The following is a 16742-nucleotide window of genomic DNA, read 5'->3' as shown; positions in this document are numbered from 1 at the left end:
AAACCATGTCCGACCGCACGCTCGCCAGGATCGCCGGCATCCTGTACCTCGTCACCTTCGTGACCTCGATTCCCGCCCTGGCACTGAAGCAGCCGTTCCTGGACTCGCTCGGAGCTGGTGATTCGGCATCCATGAGGTGGGCGATCGTGCTTGACGTTTTGCTCGCACTCAGCTGCCTCGGGACGGCCATCGCGCTCTACCCGCTCGTGCGGAGGGCGAACGAAGCGCTCGCACTCGGGTTCGTCGGCTCGCGAGTGCTCGAGGCCTCAACGGTGTTCGTCGGCGTGATCGCGCTGCTGTCGCTGGTGGACATCGGGCGCGCGGACGGCAGTGCTGCGCCGGTGCTCGTCGCGCTCCACGACGCGGCGTTCCTCGCGGGGCCGGGCCTGCTGCCTGCCGCGAACGCACTCCTGCTCGGCACGGTGCTGTACCGCGCCCGGCTCGTGCCGCGCGTCATCCCGCTGATCGGTCTGATCGGGGCGCCGTTGCTCGCGGCATCCGCTCTGTTGACGGTCTTCGATGTGGTGGATCAGGTGTCGGCGATCGCGGCGATCGCCGCCCTCCCTATCGCCGCATGGGAGTTCAGTCTTGGTGTCTGGCTGATCGTCAGGGGCGTCGACGCGGACGCTCTCGAACGTGCGACCGTTGCTACAGCAACCCGAGTTCCAACGCGAGCGTGACGGCGCGAGTGCGGTCGGAGACCCCGAGCTTCTCGAACACGTGCAGCAGGTGCGTCTTCACCGTCGCTTCGCCGATGAACAGCGACTTCGCGATCGCGGGGTTGCTGCCTCCTGCCGCGACGAGCCTCAGAACGTCGAGTTCGCGCGGACTCAGTTGCGGGCGTTCCTCGCGCGCAGTGCGCATGCGTGTCACCAGGGTCGCCGCGATCGATGGCGCGAGCACCGTGTGGCCGTCAGCGACCGAGCGGATGCCGGCAACGATTTCCTCCTGCGGTGCGGCCTTGAGCAGATAGCCGCTGGCGCCGGCTTCGATCGCGCCGAGGATGTCGTCGTCGCTCTCATAAGTGGTGAGCACCAGTACCCGCACATCCGGTAGTTCTGCGGCGAGACGGGCGGTGGCTTCGGCTCCGGTGAGGTTGGGCATCCGCAAATCCATCAGCACGACGTCTGGACGCAGCGCATGCGCCAACGCGACTGCTTCCGCGCCGTCTGACGCCTCGCCGACGACCTCGAGTCCGTCATCCAGCGAGAGCAGTCCGACAATGCCGGCGCGCACGATGGGGTGGTCGTCGGCGACGATGACGCGGATCATTCCGGAACCTCCGCAGCGATCAGCGCCGCCTCAGATTTCAATGGGATGTGCACGGTGAGAGCCGTGCCGTTCGGTGCGGCATCCGTCACGTTCAACGTTCCTCCTACGAGAGCTATGCGATCACGCATGCCAGCCAGCCCGAAGCCATGGCTGGCATCGATGGTGGCATCGCCGAGACCGCGGCCGTTGTCGCGCACAGTAAGCGTCGCGTTGGCACCGATCGCGAGGACGACGGATGCCGCGCTCGCAGCGGCATGTTTGCGGACGTTCGCCAGCCCCTCCTGTGCGCAGCGCAGCAGGACGACCTGGATGTCGCGCGATACGTCGCACTCGGATGCCTCCACGCGAACACTCACACCGGTCTCGCGCTCGAATCGCTCGCCGAGTCGGTGCAGCGCCTGCGCGAGCGAACCAGAAGGGGTGGACGCCGGCGACTCGACGACCACGAGCGTGCGGGCTTCGCGCAGGGCCTCGCGGGCGCCTTCCTCAATCAGTGCAATGGTGTCGGCTGATCCGTCGCGGCGGGCACGTTCTGCGAGCATGACGATGCTGGTCAGCGTCTGCGCGATCGTGTCGTGAACCTCTCGTGCAAGACGCGAGCGCTCGGCGGTGGCGCCGGCTTCGCGGCTGGCGGCCTCCAGGCTGGTCTGGGCTTCAGTGAGCTCTGCGAGCAGCCGTTGGCGCTCAGCGCCCCACTCAGCGATGCGGCTGATCCAGAGTCCCAAAGCGATGCTGAACGCCGCGGAGAGGCCCGAGGTGAGGAAGCCGGCGACCACCGTCGCCGGTTCGAATCCGCCCCACACCGAGTAGGCGAGGGTCAGCATGAGCGCATTCGCGAGCGTGACGAGCACCGATTGGCGGGTGGATCGTGACGTCATCCAGATCAGCGGTAGCACGATGGTCTGCAGCAGGAGCATGTTCGGAGCGAGTGAGGTTCCGACGGCGAGGAGGACGACGAGGCTGATCTGCAGGAGCGCGGAGGTCAACGGAGTCGGCAGCGGTGATTCGCGGATGCTGACGTACCGCCGGGCACCGAACGCGTAGACGGCGAGGATGCCGGCAGCGATCGTGACCAACACCCATGGCGATCCGGGGAATCGGGGCGGGTCCACAAACGCGATGATCGTGATCACGATGAACAGCCCGCCACTGGCGATATCCCAGCCCAGCTGCTCGCGGTGGATGCTGTTGCTCATGCGTACCACTCTTCCACCCCTGTTCATCCGTTGCGGTGGATCCAGCGGAACGTCAGCCGGCTGATGATGAGTCCGACCACGAGCCAACCGACAAGCACAAGCGCGATGATCCCGAGATCCCATGAGCCGCTGACCTCGGCGACCGCGAAGGAATCCGGCAGGAACACCGAGCGCATGCCCTGTGCGATCCACTTCACCGGCAGCACACCGGCGGCATTCTGCAGCCACTCCGGGAGCATCGAGAACGCGATGTAGACGCCGGAGATGAACTGGATGAGCAGCACAATCGGGATGACGACCGCTGACGCCGTTTTACCGGTGCGCGGCACGGAGGACAGCGCGATGCCGAGCAGCGTGCAGGTGATGAGCCCCAGCACAAAGATCCAGGCGAAGCGGCCCCATGTTGCGGCATCCGTCGGTAGTTCTACGCCGTAGAGGACGGCGGCGACGACGATCAGTAGGGCGATCTGAAGGATGGCGGTCACGAAGACTTGGCCGAGCTTGCCGATGAAGTACGTCACGGGCGAGATCGGTGTGCCACCGAGGCGCTTGAGTGTGCCGTCGCTCTTCTCCGCAGCGATCTCGAGCGCCGGACCCTGCAATCCGGAGAGCAGGATGCCACCGGCGATGAGCCCTGGCAGGTAATACGTCGCCATGCTCACGGCATCCGGGCCCTCGCCGATGTCGCCGGTGAAGATCGTCGCGAAGACGAGATACATCAGCGTCGGGAAGAGGAAGGTGAAGAACACCTGGTCTCCGGCGCGGAAGTATTGGCGCAGCTCGAAGCCGATGCGGCGGACGCCGAGACGCAAGGTGCGGGGCAGGCCGAAGCTGGTGGCATTCGGGGTCAGTGTGGTGGCGTTCATGTTCATAACTCCTCAGAGATCAGCGTGGATGCAGGTGCCGCTGCAGGTTTTGCGAGTTTCTCGGCCGTTTCTGCGGAGTTATGAACGGTGTCGGCGTCTGACTGCTCGCGAATCAGGCCGAGATAGATGTCTTCGAGCGTGGGGCGGACGACTTCGAGTCCGCGCGGCTCGCCACCGTCGCGGAACAGCCCGGCCACGACGGCGCCGGGCTGATCGGTGTGCTGTTCGTGAGTCGTGCCGTCGGAGTCGGTCCAGCGCACGCGTGGGGTGCGGGCATCCGCCCCGCCGATCTCGTCGACGCGGCCGATCGCGGAGATCACCCCTCCTGTGATGACGGCTGCCCGGTCGCCGAGCTGCGCGGCTTCGTCTAGGTAGTGGGTGGTGAGCAGGATGCTGGTGCCCTCGGCCTTCAGCGAGTTGATGAGACCCCAGAACTGGCGCCTGGCCTCCGGGTCGAAACCTGTGGTCGGCTCGTCCAGGAAGAGCATCTCGGGGCGGCCGATGATGCCGAGGGCGACGTCCATGCGGCGCCGCTGCCCGCCGGAGAGCTTGCCGACGCGCGTCTTCTGCTTCTGTTCGAGCCCGACCGCAGCGATCACCTCGTCGATGTCGCGAGGGCGAGGGTAGTAGCCAGCGAACTCGGTGAGCAGTTCGCGCACCGAAGCGTTGCCGGCCTCGCCGGTTGACTGCAGCACGATGCCGAGTCGCGCCTTCCAAGCTAGTCCACCGCGTTGTGGGTCGACGCCGAGCACTCGCACGTCACCGGAAGTGCGGTGGCGGTAGCCCTCCAGGATCTCGATGGTCGTGGATTTGCCCGCACCGTTCGGTCCCAGCAAAGCGAAGGTCTCGCCGCGGTGGATGTCGAAGCTGATGCCATCGACGGCGGTGAAGGCTCCGTAAGACTTGCGGAGGTCGCGAACCTCGATCACGTTTTCTGTCATGGTTCCAGCGTGGCCTGGTGCAGGGCCGGCCGGTAGCGGCCGGGCGGCTGATTCGCGTATCCACCGATCGGTGGATGCACGATGGCAAGTCACCCGTAGGCTCGAGCCATGGCTGAGCTGCACGACCTGACCGCGATCGAACAACTGGCGGCGCTTCGTTCGCGTGAGATCAGCCCGGCCGATCTCGTCGCGCACTACCTCGAACGCATCAACCGGCTCGACAGCGGACTCGGCGCTTTCGTGGAGGTAACAGCGGATGCCGCGCGCGACCGCGCCGCGACCATGGCCAACGAGGCACCTGAGGGCGCCCTCTGGGGACTCCCGTTCGGGGACAAGGACCTTGTCGCACGCGCCGGAGTGTCGACGCGGTTCGGCTCCCGCCTACACAAGGATTTCGTGCCGGATGCCACGGCGGACCAGGCCGCGGTGCTCGATGAGGCGGGCGGCATCAGCCTCGGCAAGACGAACACCCCCGAGTTCGGACTCACCGGATACACCGAATCGCAGGTCGCACCTCCCGCGCGTGACCCGTGGAATCCGGCGAACGGTGCAGGCGGCTCAAGCGGGGGAGCAGCGACCGCGGTGGCGGCGGGGCTGCTGCCGCTCGCCCCGGCATCCGATGGTGGCGGGTCGATCCGCATTCCGGCCGCGACGGTCGGCGTTGTGGGGATCAAGCCCTCGCGCGGGCGCATCCCGTTCGCTTCGGGACTTGATAGTCCCGGTGGGCTGCCGGTGGCGGGGCCGATCGCCCGCACGGTCGCGGATGCTGCGCTGCTACTTGACGTGCAAGTGGGCGGGCGGCCGTACCCGTATGCCACGGCGGCGCCCGGCTCTGGTCCGTTTCTTGACGCAGCGACGGCGGATGCGGCATCCGCTCGTGTCGGCGTGACGACCGTCTCACCGTGGGACGATGCCGACGACATTCGGCTTGACCCGGATGCGGCGCGGGCGGTTTCGGTGGCGGCGGAGCTGTTGTTGGATGCCGGACACGGCGTAGACGAGTTCGACTGGCGTCCGCGCGGCTATGCGGAGATGTTCACGACGATCTGGCGCACGAGCGCGGCGCGCATGACCCTGTCGGATGTCGAGCTTGAATTCGTCGAGCCGATCACGGCGTGGCTGGTTCGGGAGGGGCGTCGCCTGAGCGGTGCGCAGGTGTTGGAGGCGCTCGCCGCGGCAACGGCATTCGAACGTGCCACGATCACGGCGTTCGCGCCATTCGATGCGGTGCTGACTCCGGCGCTCGCGCTACCCCCGCAGCCGGTCGGATGGTTCCACTCGACTGATGCCGCGGAGAACTTCTCGCAGCAGGTGCGCTACGCCCCGTACTCGAGTTTCGTGAACGTCGCAGGTCTTCCCGCCGTGGTGGTTCCGGTGACCCTTGATGCATCGGGGCATCCAGTGAGCGTGCAGCTGATCGGGCGTCCTGGTGGCGAAGCGGCGATCATCGCGCTCGCCGCTGAGCTCGAGCGCCGAGTCGACGGTTTGCCGCGGCCTGTGGTGTGGGGTTTGCTTCCCACCTGAATCACGAATCGCCATTGATTGCACGCCCCTTGACCTACGACGTTGCGGGTGCTCAAATGTCACACGGAATTGAACTAGAGGGGGCATCATGCGGGGTCGTATTAGAGCCAGCAGTGACGGTGGAACGTCCGGCAACAGAAGTCATCTGAACCGGATCGAACCGTTCAGATTCGGGCTCGTCGGGGCGCTGGGAGTGCTCGTCGCACTTCTGATCGGCGCGATCGTCGGCCAGCTTGCGACGGTCTTGATCTATATCGGGGTGGCGTTGTTCCTCTCCCTCGGCCTCGACCCCGTCGTGGTGTTTCTGGAGAAGCGGATGCCGAGGGCTGCAGCAGTGACCGTAGTGGTCGCTGGAGTGCTGGCGGTCTTCGCCGGCATCCTGCTCGCGATCGTGCCCATACTGGTGCGCCAGATCGGCAATCTCGTCGAAGACGCACCGAAGATGATCGAAGACGTGATGGGTAGCGACTGGTTCACGCAGGTGACCGGCCAATACGGCGCAGAGATTGAGAACGCTGCCAACGGCGCACTGGAATTCTTCCAGGATCCCGACAACCTTGGCCAGATCGGCGGGGGGCTGATCGCTGTGGGATCGGGGATCGCGAGCGGAGTCACCGGGGTGATCATCGTGCTCATCCTGACCCTGTACTTCATGGCGTCGCTGCGGAGCATGAAGCGGACCGCGGCGCGGTTCGTTCCTGCATATCGGCGGCCCCGCTTCAGCGAGCTGCTCGAAGACGTCTCAACGGCGGTGGGGCGCTATGTGATCGGTCAGGTCAGTCTGGCGTCGATCAACGCGGTGCTGACGATCATCTTGATGAGCATCATTGGGGCACCGGTTCCGGCACTGTTGGCGCTGATCGCATTCATCGGTTCGCTCATCCCGCTCGTCGGAACGCTCAGTGCATCGATCATCATTTCGTTGATCTGTCTGTTCAACGCACCGGTCACCGCGCTGATCGCGGCCATCTACTACCTCATCTACATGCAGATCGAGGCGTACGTGCTGAGCCCGCGCATCATGAGTCGCGCGGTTTCCGTACCAGGTGCGATCGTCGTGATCGCCGCGGTCGGTGGCGGTGCACTCGGGGGGATCCTCGGCGCCCTGGTGGCGATCCCGGTGACGGCGAGCATCATCATCATCGTGCAGAAGGTGCTGTTTCCCGCGCAGGACCAAAAATTGACTCCGCCCGATGCAGAGGTCGGCGTCATCGCGTAATCAGTGTCGTCCGGAGGAAGGTCCTCGCCTCAGCCGAATAGGCGCGCGGTGTGCCCCACACGCTGCGACAGGGCGATGATCTCCTCGGCGTTGGCGATCGGAACGGCGATCAGCGGATAGGCGTCCGAGTCTTCGTCGAGGTAGATCAGGCGGAATCCGTGTGGGCGGAGGAGCTCGTCGGCGCGCGCGACTGCGGCAGGCAGGTCGCCGTCGACGTCGCCGACGGCATCGATATCGATACTGGCCTGGAAGATCCGGGGGAGCGCGGGTAGTGCGTCGGCCAACTCAACTCCGGTGTCTTTCCCATCGAGGTAGGCGAGCGCGCCCGCCTCGTCGAGCCCATCAAGGAGTGCCTGCCAGGCGTCGAGCCCTCCGGTGGCTGCCTGCCTCACGGCCGGCTCAAGCTCGGGGTCGTCGTCCAACAGTGCGCAGAGGCGGGCCCAATCGTCGGTCGTCGGGTCGCTCATTTTGCATCTCCGTTCGAGGCGTCCGAGGCATTTGAGGCATTTGAGGCATCCGAAGAATCCGGCTCGATCAGGGATGCATCCGCGGCAACCTCATCGGTCGTGATGATCGGCAGCGCCGAGGTCTCGAATACCTCGGTGAACGCCTCATCTACTGGCACGTCGATCCAAGGGTGTCCGTCCAGGGAATGGTCATACTCGCTCGGAATGAGTGCAAAGCCGTCCCCGTATTCCTCCAGCCCCGTGCGCACGCTGTGCCGGAGTGCCTGCCGTGCGTACTTGTCGCGCAGGATCAACGGATCGCGACTGAGGTCCTTCATCAGCGCGATCATCATGAACACCAGGATGACGGCGAATGGCAACGCGGCGATGATCGTCACATTCTGCAGCGCGCGCAGACCGCTGCCCTCGACCCCCGTAGCAAGCAGTACCGCAGCGATCACGCCGACGAGCGTGCCCCAGGTGATCGTGACCCAGCGCTGGGGCGTTGGACGGCCCTGCTGCGACATCGTGCCCATCACGAGAGATGCCGAGTCGGCGCCGGTGATGAAGAAGATCGCGATGAGGAGCATCAGCACGATGTTCGTGATCCCCGTGAGCGGGAGATTCTCGAGCACACCGAAGAGCACATTCTCCGGCGGAGTCGTCGCCAGCTCTGCTCCGTTCATCTGCTGATCGATCGCGGTCGTCCCATAGATCGCGAACCAGACCAGCGAGATCAGCGACGGCACGAGTATCACGACCAGCACGAACTGGCGGATGGTGCGGCCGCGCGAGATTTTGGCGATGAACATGCCGACGAACGGCGACCAGGAAATCCACCACGCCCAGTAGAAGATCGTCCAGGAGGCGAGGAACTGCTGTGTCGCCTCACCCTGTGCGTTGGAGCGTCCCATCATCTGGGGGAGATCATTGATGAACTCGAAAGCGATCGATGGAATTATGTTCAAGATCAGCAGTGACGGGCCGACGAAGAAGACGAAAAGTGACAGCACGATGGCTGCGACAGCGTTGATGTTCGACAGTGCCTGGATTCCCTTAGACACGCCGGAAGCTGCTGAGGCGATGAAGCAGGCGGTGAGGACGGCGATCACCGCGATGAGTACCCCGTTGCCGATCTCTCCGATGCCGGAGACGATTTCGACGCCATGACCGATCTGCAAGGCACCAAGACCAAGAGACGCCGCCGTGCCGAATAGTGTCACGAGGATCGAGAAGATGTCGATCGTCTTGCCCAGCGGACCCGTCGTCTTGTGCTCCCCCAGCAACGGTGCGAAGACCGATGAGATGAGTGGCGTGCGCCCGCGGCGGAACGATCCGTACGCGATTGCGGCGCCCACCAGTGCGTAGAAAGCCCACGCCTGTGGACCCCAGTGGTACAGCACCTGTGCCTGCGCCGTCTGCATGGCCTCGAGCGTTCCGCCCTCGACTGTTCCAGGCGGTGGCGTCTCGAAGAAGGTCAGCGGCTCCGCTGCTCCCCAGAACACCAGGCCGATGCCCATGCCCGCGGCGAAAAGCATCGAGATCCAGGAGAACATCGAGAACTGGGGGGCTTCGCCATCGCGCCCGAGGGGGATGCGACCGTACTTGCTGACCCCGAGGTAGATCATGAACAGCAGGATCGCCGTCGCCACCGAGGTGAAGAAGACTCCGGTGTACTCGATGACCCAGTCCAGGGCGGACTGTGCGGTGGCCGACAGGCTCTCACCACCGAAGACACCCCAGCTGATGAATGCGATGACGAAGGCCGCTGCGACGCCGAACACCAACCAATCGGTGCGGTACGTGCGCCCGGTCTGCTCCACTCCCACTCCGGGGATCAACGCCGGATGCACACTCTTCGGCGGCAGATCCTTTAAGCTGCGTGCGATGTTGCGTGCTACTTCGACGGCACGCGTGGCCGGACGCGGCGTAGACGAGGTGTCTTTGGCGTTCTTGCCCGTTCCGTAATCACTGTTCACGAAACCCATACTTGCAGTGACTGGGCTAATACGGCAGGTAGTGTGAGCAGAGACGGAGGGATGCCGCAGTGATCACTCGGTTCGAAGAACTTGACTGGCAGCCCACCCCGATCGGCGACTTGATGTTGCGGCGGCGCACGGAGCCGTCAGTGGGTCAGGAGATCTACGAGGTCAAGCTCGGCGACGAGTACCTCATGTCGAGCCTGTTCACGGTGGCAGAGGAAGAACTCGCGAATCTCGGGCTCGCCGCAGTCCAGGGCGATGACCTGTCAGTGTTGGTCGGCGGTCTCGGGCTTGGATACACGGCTGTCGCCGCATTGCGCGACGAACGGGTGCGCGCACTTACGGTGATCGACCGACTCGGCGCCGTGATCGGCTGGCACGAGCGGATGCTGCTGCCGGTGTCGACCGAGCTCGTCGGCGACCCGAGGACGACCCTTGTCGAGGACGACTTCTTCGCCGTCATCCGCGCGGAACCTGCCGCGGATCGCGGCGGATACTCCGCCATCTTGCTCGACGTAGATCACTCGCCGCGTCACCAGCTGGACCCGACGCATGCTGACCTTTACGACGCGGCCGGTTTGCGCGCACTCGACCGACATCTCGCGCCGCGTGGTGTCTTCGCGCTGTGGTCGGATGATCCGCCGGACGACGACTTCATGGTCGAACTGAACGCGGTGTTCGACGACGCCGTCGCGCACGTCGTCGACTTCGACAACCCCGTCACCGGTGGGGTCTCATCGAACACCGTCTACGTCGCGCGCAGCCGTGGCTGACCCGGGTAGGCGGCGTTCCGTCAGCGTCTGACGCGGGCGCGCGATTTCGCGACGCTGGCGAGGGTGGCACGCAGCGGGGTGCCCAGGTAGAGCCCGAGGGATGCGCCGGCAGCGAGGCCGACGCCGATGGACGCGGCGAGCACGAGCGGGCTGATGCTGACGAGCATCCCTTCTGCAGTGCCGTCGGAATCGACGACCCCGAGCAATCCCCGAAAGACGGTCAAACCGGGTACCAGTGGAACGATCGCTGCGGTCGTGACCGCGACGGAGGGGACATGCAGATTGCGTGCAATCAGGATGCCGACGAAGCTGGCCAGAAGCGCGCCGACGGCGCTCGCCGCGCCCTCGTGGATGTCGAGCAGGATCGTGGAGCTGTAGCCGAGGATCGCGATCACGCTGAGCACTGCGCTGACGAGGATGATTCGAATCCCCGCGCCGTTGAACAACGCGACCGCTACGGCGATGATCGCGGCGCCAGCGATCTGTGAGGGGAGCGAGCCGAACGGCAGAGCGTCGTCGGGCAAAGCCACGCTGAATCCGAACAGGCGAGCGACCTCGAGGCCGATGAGGATGCCAAGCACGACGCCGACGGTCTGCATCGTGAGGTCGAGGATGCGACCGCCGGCAGTGAGCGCAAACCCGTCGATGGCATCTTGCGCGGCACTGACGACGGTCAGGCCGGAGAGCATCAGCACGATGCCTGAGGCGACGATGATCGAAGGCTGTACCTCAGCGAAGGGTGTGATGCCCGCGTCTCCGAGGGCCGAGACGATGGCGGCGAAGGCGGTGATGACGAATGCGCCGGCGATCTGGCTGAAGAACGATGGCACCTGCAGGCGCGCGAGGCCGGCCTGGGTGAACGCAGCGCAGAGCGCCGCGATGAAGGTAAGCAGGATGATGATCGGTGAAGCGTCGAACAGGATCGCGGCGCCGACGGTGAGTAGCGCACGGGCAATGATCACGACGATGGGGCGATACAAGAATGGCGTGCGTCGGATGATCCGGAAGGCTATCCGCGCTGGGCCGAGTTCCATTCCGTCGGTGATGTCGACGACCAGCGCTTGCAATCGCTGCAGCTTCGCGTGATCCGGAGACGCGGCGCGCACCACGCGGAGCAGTGTGGTCGGCCAGTCCTCCTCGCCGCGATGGTAAGAGACGGTGATGGCGTTGAATGCGACCTCAACCTGCACCCCGGTGAGTCCGTAAAACTGGGAGATTCGAGTGATGGCGAAGGTGGCATCGTGAGCAGAGGCGCCGACGGCGAACATAGACTCGCCTACCCGCAGCGCGAGGTCGAGGATCTTCACGACGACGGTCTCATTGAGGACCGGATATGCCTCGGTGAGTGCGACCCGTGAAGGGTCCGTTCGGATGGCGCGGCGTACCGAAGTCAGCAGCCGCCACTCGCGTTCGCGGGACATACTCCCATTGTGGCAATGCGGAAGCTGAATGCCACCCTTGCCGGGGGCATGTGGGCTAACTCGCTATGCGTTCGTGCTTCGATTCGTATCGAGCTGAATCCGACCAGGGAGGAAAGGCAGCATCGGCGCCCGATACTTGATCGCCGGTGCGTGGTGGGGTTCCAGTGAGAACTCAGCCTGACCGAAGCGCCACAACCGGTTGAAGAGGAACACACCCAGCTTCACCGTTTTGTCAGACGGAACCTGCCAAGTGCCGAGACCCCACTGGATCGGCTGACCGCGGCCTTCGATGACGAATGTCGGTTTCGGGGCGATGTACAGGGCGAACCAGGGCTTGTGCAAGGTCAACTCGATGCGGCGAGTGGCGGCTTCGGACATGGAGACTCCTGCGGTTGCATGATGCATTCTCGTCGGCGATGCGCTGGGATTTTTGCGGACGATCGTCGACGCGCACTCAGCCTACCGGTGGCAATGCTGCGGGTGACCTTCGCCAAATCACTTCGCATTGTTACGGCTGTCATTGATTCGGGGTAGACAAGAATCAGTCTATCGATAGACTGCGTTAGTCGATCGATAGACCAAAATCGGTGGATTGTGTGAATTCCCCCTGCGGTACATCTCAATGAGGAGCATGAAGCAATGACACGAAGGACATCAGCACTTGCGCGGCGGGGGAGTGCGGCCGTAGCCGTCGCGGTCTCTGCAGCACTCGTACTCGCCGGCTGCGGCGCGGGAGAAAGTAATGCCGACGATGGCGTCGCGTTGGAGGACCTTGCCGTCGGTGCGATGGAGAATTTCCAGGCGGACGAGCAGTTCAAAGCCACTGAGCCGGTGGACTTCTCGATGCTCTGGACCGATTGGCCGGACAGCCCGATTACTGACTCGTGGCAGGTGTTCGACGAGATCGAGAAGCGTACGAATGTCTCCCTCGACCTGACCAACATCCCGTTCAGTGACGCCACCGAGAAGCGGAGCCTGCTCATCAGCGCCGGTGACGCGCCCTACGTCATTCCGCTGACTTACACGGGCGACGAGGATCAGTTCGCTGCGGCCGGCGCCGTTCTTCCCATGAGTGACTACGTCGACAAGATGCCGAACTTCCAGAAGTACGTCAAGGAGTGGGGTCTGGAAGACATGATGGACAACCTCCGCCAAGACGACGGCAAGTACTACATGCTGCCTGGTCTTCAGGAGGTGTCGGTCCCGGTCTTCACGATCATCCTGCGCAAGGACATCTTCGACGAGGTCGGTGCCAAGATCCCCGAGACGTGGGATGAACTGCGCGATGGCCTGGAGAAGGTCAAGGCGGAGTACCCCGATTCGTACCCCTTGGCTGACGGTTTCGAAGGTCAAGCCATGATCAACTACGCCGCGCACGCCTTCGGTACGGTCGCAGGCTGGGGCCTAGGAAACGCCACCTTCTGGAACGAAGACAAGGGCGAGTTTGAATTCGCCGGCAACGAGGGCTACCGCGAGATGGTGGAGTACTTCAGCGGCCTTTACGAAGACGGCTTGCTGGACGCTGAGTCTTTCACCGCAGCCAATGACGGCGCAGGCACGGTCACCGAGAAGTTCGCCGCCGGCGAGGTGTTCGCGGCATCCGGTGCGGCCGGCACTGTGCAAGAGTTCGCGACCGCCTTGAACGAGACGGTAGGCGAAGGCAACTACGAGCTCGTCCAGATCGCACCGCCGGGTGGGCCTGCCGGACAGGTTATCGAGCCGCGCAACTTCTGGAATGGCTTCATGCTCACCGCTGACGCAGCCAAGGACCCGAGTTTCCTCACGATGTTGCAGTTCCTCGACTGGTTGTACTACAACCCGGAGGCTCGCGAGATGTTGCGCTGGGGTGTCGAAGGCGAAACTTACACGAAGGCCGACGACGGCTCGATCACGCTGAACCCCGAGTTCTCGTACAACGCATTCAACATCAACCCTGATGGCAAGACGGACCTCCTCACGGATCTTGGTTTCGGTAACGGTGTGCTCGCCGATTCAACCGAGTCGCGCGCGCTGAAGGAGTCGTATAACTCGGCTCAGCTCGTGGACTACATCGACACCGTGACGTCAACGCGCACTCCTCGTGCACCCTTCCCAGCCGCGCCGCTGAACGAAGCCGAGCTTGAGCAGTCCGCTCTGATGTCCACACCTATCAAGGACAGTCTGAACACGAACACACTGAAATTCATCCTTGGTCAGCGCCCGCTCAGTGAATGGGACGCGTTCCTTGGCGAAACTGACGGTCAGAACCTCTCGGGGTATCTCGATCTGATCAACGGGGCGCAGCAGCGTCTCGCGGAAAAGTCCGACTGATCCCGCCGCAGGCGGGCGGTGGGTCGGCATCCTGGTGCCGTCCCACCGCCCATCGCATCGCAAAGGAGCGATAGATGACCCTCAACCTCGGGCAGGAGGTCTCTCAATCGGAGCAGCAATCCGATACGAGGACGCTCATTACGCCTGGCCCTCGTGGTTCTGTGCTGCGCATGGGCCGAAACCGCAGGTCTCCCGGCTCTGCGAAGGTGCCTGCGGTGCCGTGGCGCACCGCGCTTCGACGCGACTGGGTGCTCTACGCAATGGCGGTTCTGCCGCTGATCTTCCTCGCCATCTTCCGGTACATGCCGATGATCGGGAACGTCATCGCCTTCCGTCGATTCCGCCCCGGCGGCAGCATCTTCGGCGAGGAATGGGTGGGGCTGCGCTATATCCAGATGTTCATCAACGACCCCACGTTCTGGCATGTGTTCACGAACACTGTCATCATCGGGGGCCTGACCCTACTGGTGTGCTTCCCGCTGCCGATCGTGCTCGCCCTCCTGCTCAACGAGGTGCGCAAGACGGTGTTCAAACGCACGGTCCAGTCGATCTCCTATCTGCCGCACTTCCTCTCGATCGTGATCGTGGCGGGCATGACGATGCAGTTGCTGTCCGTGACCGGAACGGTGAATCAGTTCATCGAAGCGGTCGGAGGTGAGGCGATCCCGTTCTTGCAGCGTGCGGAATGGTTCCGTGCGATCTACGTCGGCACCGAGGCGTGGCAGACGGTCGGGTGGGGCACCATCCTCTACCTCGCCGCGCTCACGACGGTCGATGCTTCGCTGTACGAAGCGGCACGCATCGACGGCGCCAGTCGATGGCGCCAGACCTGGCACGTTACGCTCCCGGGTATCCGCCCCACGATGATCACGCTGCTGATTTTGAACATCGGCACGTTCCTCAATGTGGGCTTCGAGAAAGTGCTGTTGCTTTACAACCCGCTGACCTACGAGACAGCCGACGTCATATCGACGTACCTGTACCGGGTCGGACTGGTCTCGAACAACCTCAGTTATGCGGCGGCGATCGGCCTGTTCCAGGCGTGCATCGGCTTCGCGATGATCATGACCGCGAACCTCATTTCGCGGCGATTGGTGGGAACAAGCCTGTGGTAATCCAAAGCATGGCGGCACCGTCGAATCGCGGCCGCGCCGCGCGTCCGGTCGGCATCCGCGACACGAAGGGCTATCGCACCTTCACTATCCTGAACACGATCCTGCTGCTGCTGATATGCGCGATCATGCTCTACCCGTTCGTCGCGGTGCTGGCACAGTCATTCTCCAGCCCGGGGGCGATCAAAGCGGGACTGGTCAACCTGATCCCCGTCGGGTTCAACATCGACACGTACGTGGCCGTCGCGCAGAACAAGCAGTTCTGGACGTCGTATGGCAACACCGTGCTTTACACCGTCATCGGCACGAGCATCGCGATGGTGCTCACCACGATGCTCGCGTATGTCATCTCCAAGCAGCACCTGCGCGGGCGATCGTTGCTGACTGGCCTCGCGGTGTTCACGATGTTCTTCAACGGTGGCATCATCCCGAACTACGTGCTCATCTCGTCGCTCGGCCTGAAAAACACGATGTGGGCGGTCGTGCTTCCGGGAGCACTGTCGGTGTTCAACCTGCTGGTCATGAAGGCATTCTTCGAGAACCTGCCGCGCGAGCTCGAAGAAGCCGCGCAGATCGACGGCCTCGGCTGGTGGGGCATCTTCACCCGCATCACCCTCCCGCTGTCGAAGGCCGTGCTCGCGACGATGGTGCTCTTCTACGCCGTTGCGTATTGGAACGACTGGTTCAGCGCTTTCCTCTACCTCGACCAGCGGGAGCTGTTCCCAGTCACTCTGTTCCTACGCAACCTCATCGCGGGCGCCTCGTCGGCGGCGACCGAGAGCGCTGCGGCCGCCGGGACGCAGAAGGATGCCATCTCGGCGAATATACAAGCGGTGACGATGATTCTGACTCTGATTCCCATCGTGGCCGTGTACCCGATGGTGCAGCGCTACTTCGTCTCTGGCGTCATGCTTGGTTCGGTCAAGGGCTGAGTCTTGGCGACAATCCCGCACACCTGGAAAGGCCGGTCATGAGCAGACGGATCGATCCCGTCGGCGACGCGCCCCTCACGCGTGTCGCCGACGCGCCGCTCACTCGCGTCACGGACGTGATCTATCGGCATCTGGCGCTAGGGCTGAGTCTTGCCCTGGCGTGCCTTCCGACGGTCATCGTGCAGATGCTGTTCCGATCGGACCTGTCCAACATCCCCGTGTTCGTGGTTGCGCTGCTGCCGGTCGCACCCGCGCTGTCAGCGGGCCTCTACACGGTTCGCAGTTGGCGACAGGATTCGGACGAAGGCCCGTTCGTGGTGTTCCTCAAGGGCTACCTGTTGAATGTGCGGGACGTATTGAAATGGTGGGTGCCCGTGGTGGTGGCGGGTGTCGTCCTGAGCGTCAACATCGTCTTCGCCGATGCCGTATTCGCGGGGCCAGCCCTCCGTGGAGTAAGCGTCGTGTTTGCGGTGTTGAGCGTCCTGTGGGCGGGTCACGCACTCGTGATCAGCTCGTTCTTTTCCTTTCGGACCCGCGATGTGGCGCGGATCGCCACCGTCGAACTGTTCTCACGTTGGCGGGTAAGCCTCGCGTTCATCTCGTTGGCCATCGTTGCGATTGCGTTGGTCTACTTCGCCACGGAGATCGCACTTCTGCTGCTCGCTTGGGCGTTCGTGGTGATGATCGAACTGATGTCACGTCCGGTGGTGAACGCCGTCACCGTCCGGTTCACCGCCGGTGAGTGAGA

General features: G+C 63.8%; 16 protein-coding genes. 8 read left to right on the top strand and 8 right to left on the bottom strand.

What is annotated here, in order from left to right; genetic code table 11:
- Positions 1-5 precede the first annotated feature (5 nt).
- Positions 6-680: a DUF4386 domain-containing protein gene (locus AC1C2O_RS10080; protein WP_495430295.1), complete on the top strand. Its 675-nt coding sequence runs from the start codon at positions 6-8 to the stop codon at positions 678-680.
- Here the strand turns inward: AC1C2O_RS10080 and AC1C2O_RS10075 are convergent.
- From AC1C2O_RS10075 to AC1C2O_RS10060, 4 genes are read right to left on the bottom strand one after another with little or no spacing between them, the layout of a single operon-like run.
- Positions 649-1272: a response regulator gene (locus tag AC1C2O_RS10075; protein WP_495430294.1), complete on the bottom strand. Its 624-nt coding sequence runs from the start codon at positions 1270-1272 to the stop codon at positions 649-651. The genes AC1C2O_RS10080 and AC1C2O_RS10075 overlap by 32 nt on opposite strands.
- The gene (locus AC1C2O_RS10070) at positions 1269-2468 is read right to left on the bottom strand and encodes a sensor histidine kinase (RefSeq protein ID WP_495430293.1); all 1200 of its coding nucleotides are present in this window, start codon (positions 2466-2468) and stop codon (positions 1269-1271) included. Before AC1C2O_RS10070 ends, AC1C2O_RS10075 begins: the two co-directional genes overlap by 4 nt.
- A 23-nt stretch (positions 2469-2491) precedes the next feature.
- Entirely contained in the window at positions 2492-3334 is an 843-nt protein-coding gene (locus tag AC1C2O_RS10065) for an ABC transporter permease (RefSeq protein ID WP_495430292.1), read from the bottom strand.
- Between the two features lie 2 nt (positions 3335-3336).
- Complete coding sequence (locus tag AC1C2O_RS10060; RefSeq protein WP_495430291.1) at positions 3337-4275, bottom strand: ABC transporter ATP-binding protein; 939 nt, start codon at positions 4273-4275, stop codon at positions 3337-3339.
- A gap of 108 nt (positions 4276-4383) precedes the next feature.
- On the opposite strand from AC1C2O_RS10060, the gene AC1C2O_RS10055 reads away from it, so the two are divergent.
- A complete protein-coding gene (locus AC1C2O_RS10055; RefSeq protein ID WP_495430290.1) occupies positions 4384-5799 on the top strand; it encodes an amidase in 1416 nt (471 codons plus the stop codon).
- Between the two features lie 88 nt (positions 5800-5887).
- Positions 5888-7018 carry an AI-2E family transporter gene (locus AC1C2O_RS10050; RefSeq protein WP_495430289.1) on the top strand — a complete coding sequence of 377 codons (1131 nt, stop codon included), beginning with the start codon at positions 5888-5890 and terminating at the stop codon, positions 7016-7018.
- Positions 7019-7047: 29 nt separating this feature from the next.
- On the opposite strand, the gene AC1C2O_RS10045 is transcribed toward AC1C2O_RS10050, so the two are convergent.
- Positions 7048-7485, bottom strand: coding sequence for a DUF6630 family protein (locus AC1C2O_RS10045; protein ID WP_495430288.1), 438 nt, complete (start codon positions 7483-7485; stop codon positions 7048-7050).
- Entirely contained in the window at positions 7482-9443 is a 1962-nt protein-coding gene (locus tag AC1C2O_RS10040) for a BCCT family transporter (protein ID WP_495430287.1), read from the bottom strand. Before AC1C2O_RS10040 ends, AC1C2O_RS10045 begins: the two co-directional genes overlap by 4 nt.
- A 68-nt stretch (positions 9444-9511) precedes the next feature.
- Between AC1C2O_RS10040 and AC1C2O_RS10035 the strand changes: the two genes are divergently transcribed.
- Positions 9512-10219, top strand: a complete 708-nt coding sequence (locus AC1C2O_RS10035; protein WP_495430286.1) for a spermidine synthase — start codon at positions 9512-9514, stop codon at positions 10217-10219.
- A 20-nt stretch (positions 10220-10239) separates the two neighbouring features.
- Here AC1C2O_RS10035 and AC1C2O_RS10030 read toward each other — a convergent pair whose 3' ends face one another.
- Both AC1C2O_RS10030 and AC1C2O_RS10025 read right to left on the bottom strand, forming a co-directional pair.
- Positions 10240-11640 (bottom strand): threonine/serine exporter family protein, encoded by a 1401-nt coding sequence (locus tag AC1C2O_RS10030; protein WP_495430285.1) that lies wholly within the window; start codon positions 11638-11640, stop codon positions 10240-10242.
- 63 nt (positions 11641-11703) lie between these two features.
- Complete coding sequence (locus tag AC1C2O_RS10025) at positions 11704-12018, bottom strand: hypothetical protein (RefSeq protein ID WP_495430284.1); 315 nt, start codon at positions 12016-12018, stop codon at positions 11704-11706.
- Between the two features lie 261 nt (positions 12019-12279).
- On the opposite strand from AC1C2O_RS10025, the gene AC1C2O_RS10020 reads away from it, so the two are divergent.
- From AC1C2O_RS10020 to AC1C2O_RS10005, 4 genes are all read left to right on the top strand, one after another.
- On the top strand, positions 12280-13950 hold the full coding sequence (locus AC1C2O_RS10020; protein ID WP_495430283.1) for an ABC transporter substrate-binding protein: 1671 nt from the start codon (positions 12280-12282) through the stop codon (positions 13948-13950).
- 170 nt (positions 13951-14120) lie between these two features.
- Positions 14121-15065: an ABC transporter permease gene (locus tag AC1C2O_RS10015; protein ID WP_495431719.1), complete on the top strand. Its 945-nt coding sequence runs from the start codon at positions 14121-14123 to the stop codon at positions 15063-15065.
- 8 nt (positions 15066-15073) lie between these two features.
- Positions 15074-15994, top strand: a complete 921-nt coding sequence (locus tag AC1C2O_RS10010) for a carbohydrate ABC transporter permease (RefSeq protein WP_495430282.1) — start codon at positions 15074-15076, stop codon at positions 15992-15994.
- A gap of 38 nt (positions 15995-16032) precedes the next feature.
- Positions 16033-16740: a hypothetical protein gene (locus tag AC1C2O_RS10005; protein WP_495430281.1), complete on the top strand. Its 708-nt coding sequence runs from the start codon at positions 16033-16035 to the stop codon at positions 16738-16740.
- The last annotated feature ends 2 nt before the right edge of the window (positions 16741-16742 follow it).

Source organism: Microbacterium sp. Y355 (assembly GCF_059445345.1).
This window is presented reverse-complemented; position numbering and strand designations above follow the sequence as displayed.

What these genes read in the sequence shown, in the direction of transcription:
- AC1C2O_RS10080 (WP_495430295.1), top strand. Translation starts at nt 6, where the DNA reads ATGTCCGACCGCACGCTCGCCAGGATCGCCGGCATCCTGTACCTCGTC.
- AC1C2O_RS10075 (WP_495430294.1), bottom strand. Translation starts at nt 1,272, where the DNA reads ATGATCCGCGTCATCGTCGCCGACGACCACCCCATCGTGCGCGCCGGC.
- AC1C2O_RS10005 (WP_495430281.1), top strand. Translation starts at nt 16,033, where the DNA reads ATGAGCAGACGGATCGATCCCGTCGGCGACGCGCCCCTCACGCGTGTC.
- AC1C2O_RS10030 (WP_495430285.1), bottom strand. Translation starts at nt 11,640, where the DNA reads ATGTCCCGCGAACGCGAGTGGCGGCTGCTGACTTCGGTACGCCGCGCC.
- AC1C2O_RS10025 (WP_495430284.1), bottom strand. Translation starts at nt 12,018, where the DNA reads ATGTCCGAAGCCGCCACTCGCCGCATCGAGTTGACCTTGCACAAGCCC.
- AC1C2O_RS10010 (WP_495430282.1), top strand. Translation starts at nt 15,074, where the DNA reads ATGGCGGCACCGTCGAATCGCGGCCGCGCCGCGCGTCCGGTCGGCATC.
- AC1C2O_RS10060 (WP_495430291.1), bottom strand. Translation starts at nt 4,275, where the DNA reads ATGACAGAAAACGTGATCGAGGTTCGCGACCTCCGCAAGTCTTACGGA.
- AC1C2O_RS10045 (WP_495430288.1), bottom strand. Translation starts at nt 7,485, where the DNA reads ATGAGCGACCCGACGACCGACGATTGGGCCCGCCTCTGCGCACTGTTG.
- AC1C2O_RS10015 (WP_495431719.1), top strand. Translation starts at nt 14,121, where the DNA reads ATGGGCCGAAACCGCAGGTCTCCCGGCTCTGCGAAGGTGCCTGCGGTG.
- AC1C2O_RS10065 (WP_495430292.1), bottom strand. Translation starts at nt 3,334, where the DNA reads ATGAACGCCACCACACTGACCCCGAATGCCACCAGCTTCGGCCTGCCC.
- AC1C2O_RS10020 (WP_495430283.1), top strand. Translation starts at nt 12,280, where the DNA reads ATGACACGAAGGACATCAGCACTTGCGCGGCGGGGGAGTGCGGCCGTA.
- AC1C2O_RS10070 (WP_495430293.1), bottom strand. Translation starts at nt 2,468, where the DNA reads ATGAGCAACAGCATCCACCGCGAGCAGCTGGGCTGGGATATCGCCAGT.
- AC1C2O_RS10055 (WP_495430290.1), top strand. Translation starts at nt 4,384, where the DNA reads ATGGCTGAGCTGCACGACCTGACCGCGATCGAACAACTGGCGGCGCTT.
- AC1C2O_RS10050 (WP_495430289.1), top strand. Translation starts at nt 5,888, where the DNA reads ATGCGGGGTCGTATTAGAGCCAGCAGTGACGGTGGAACGTCCGGCAAC.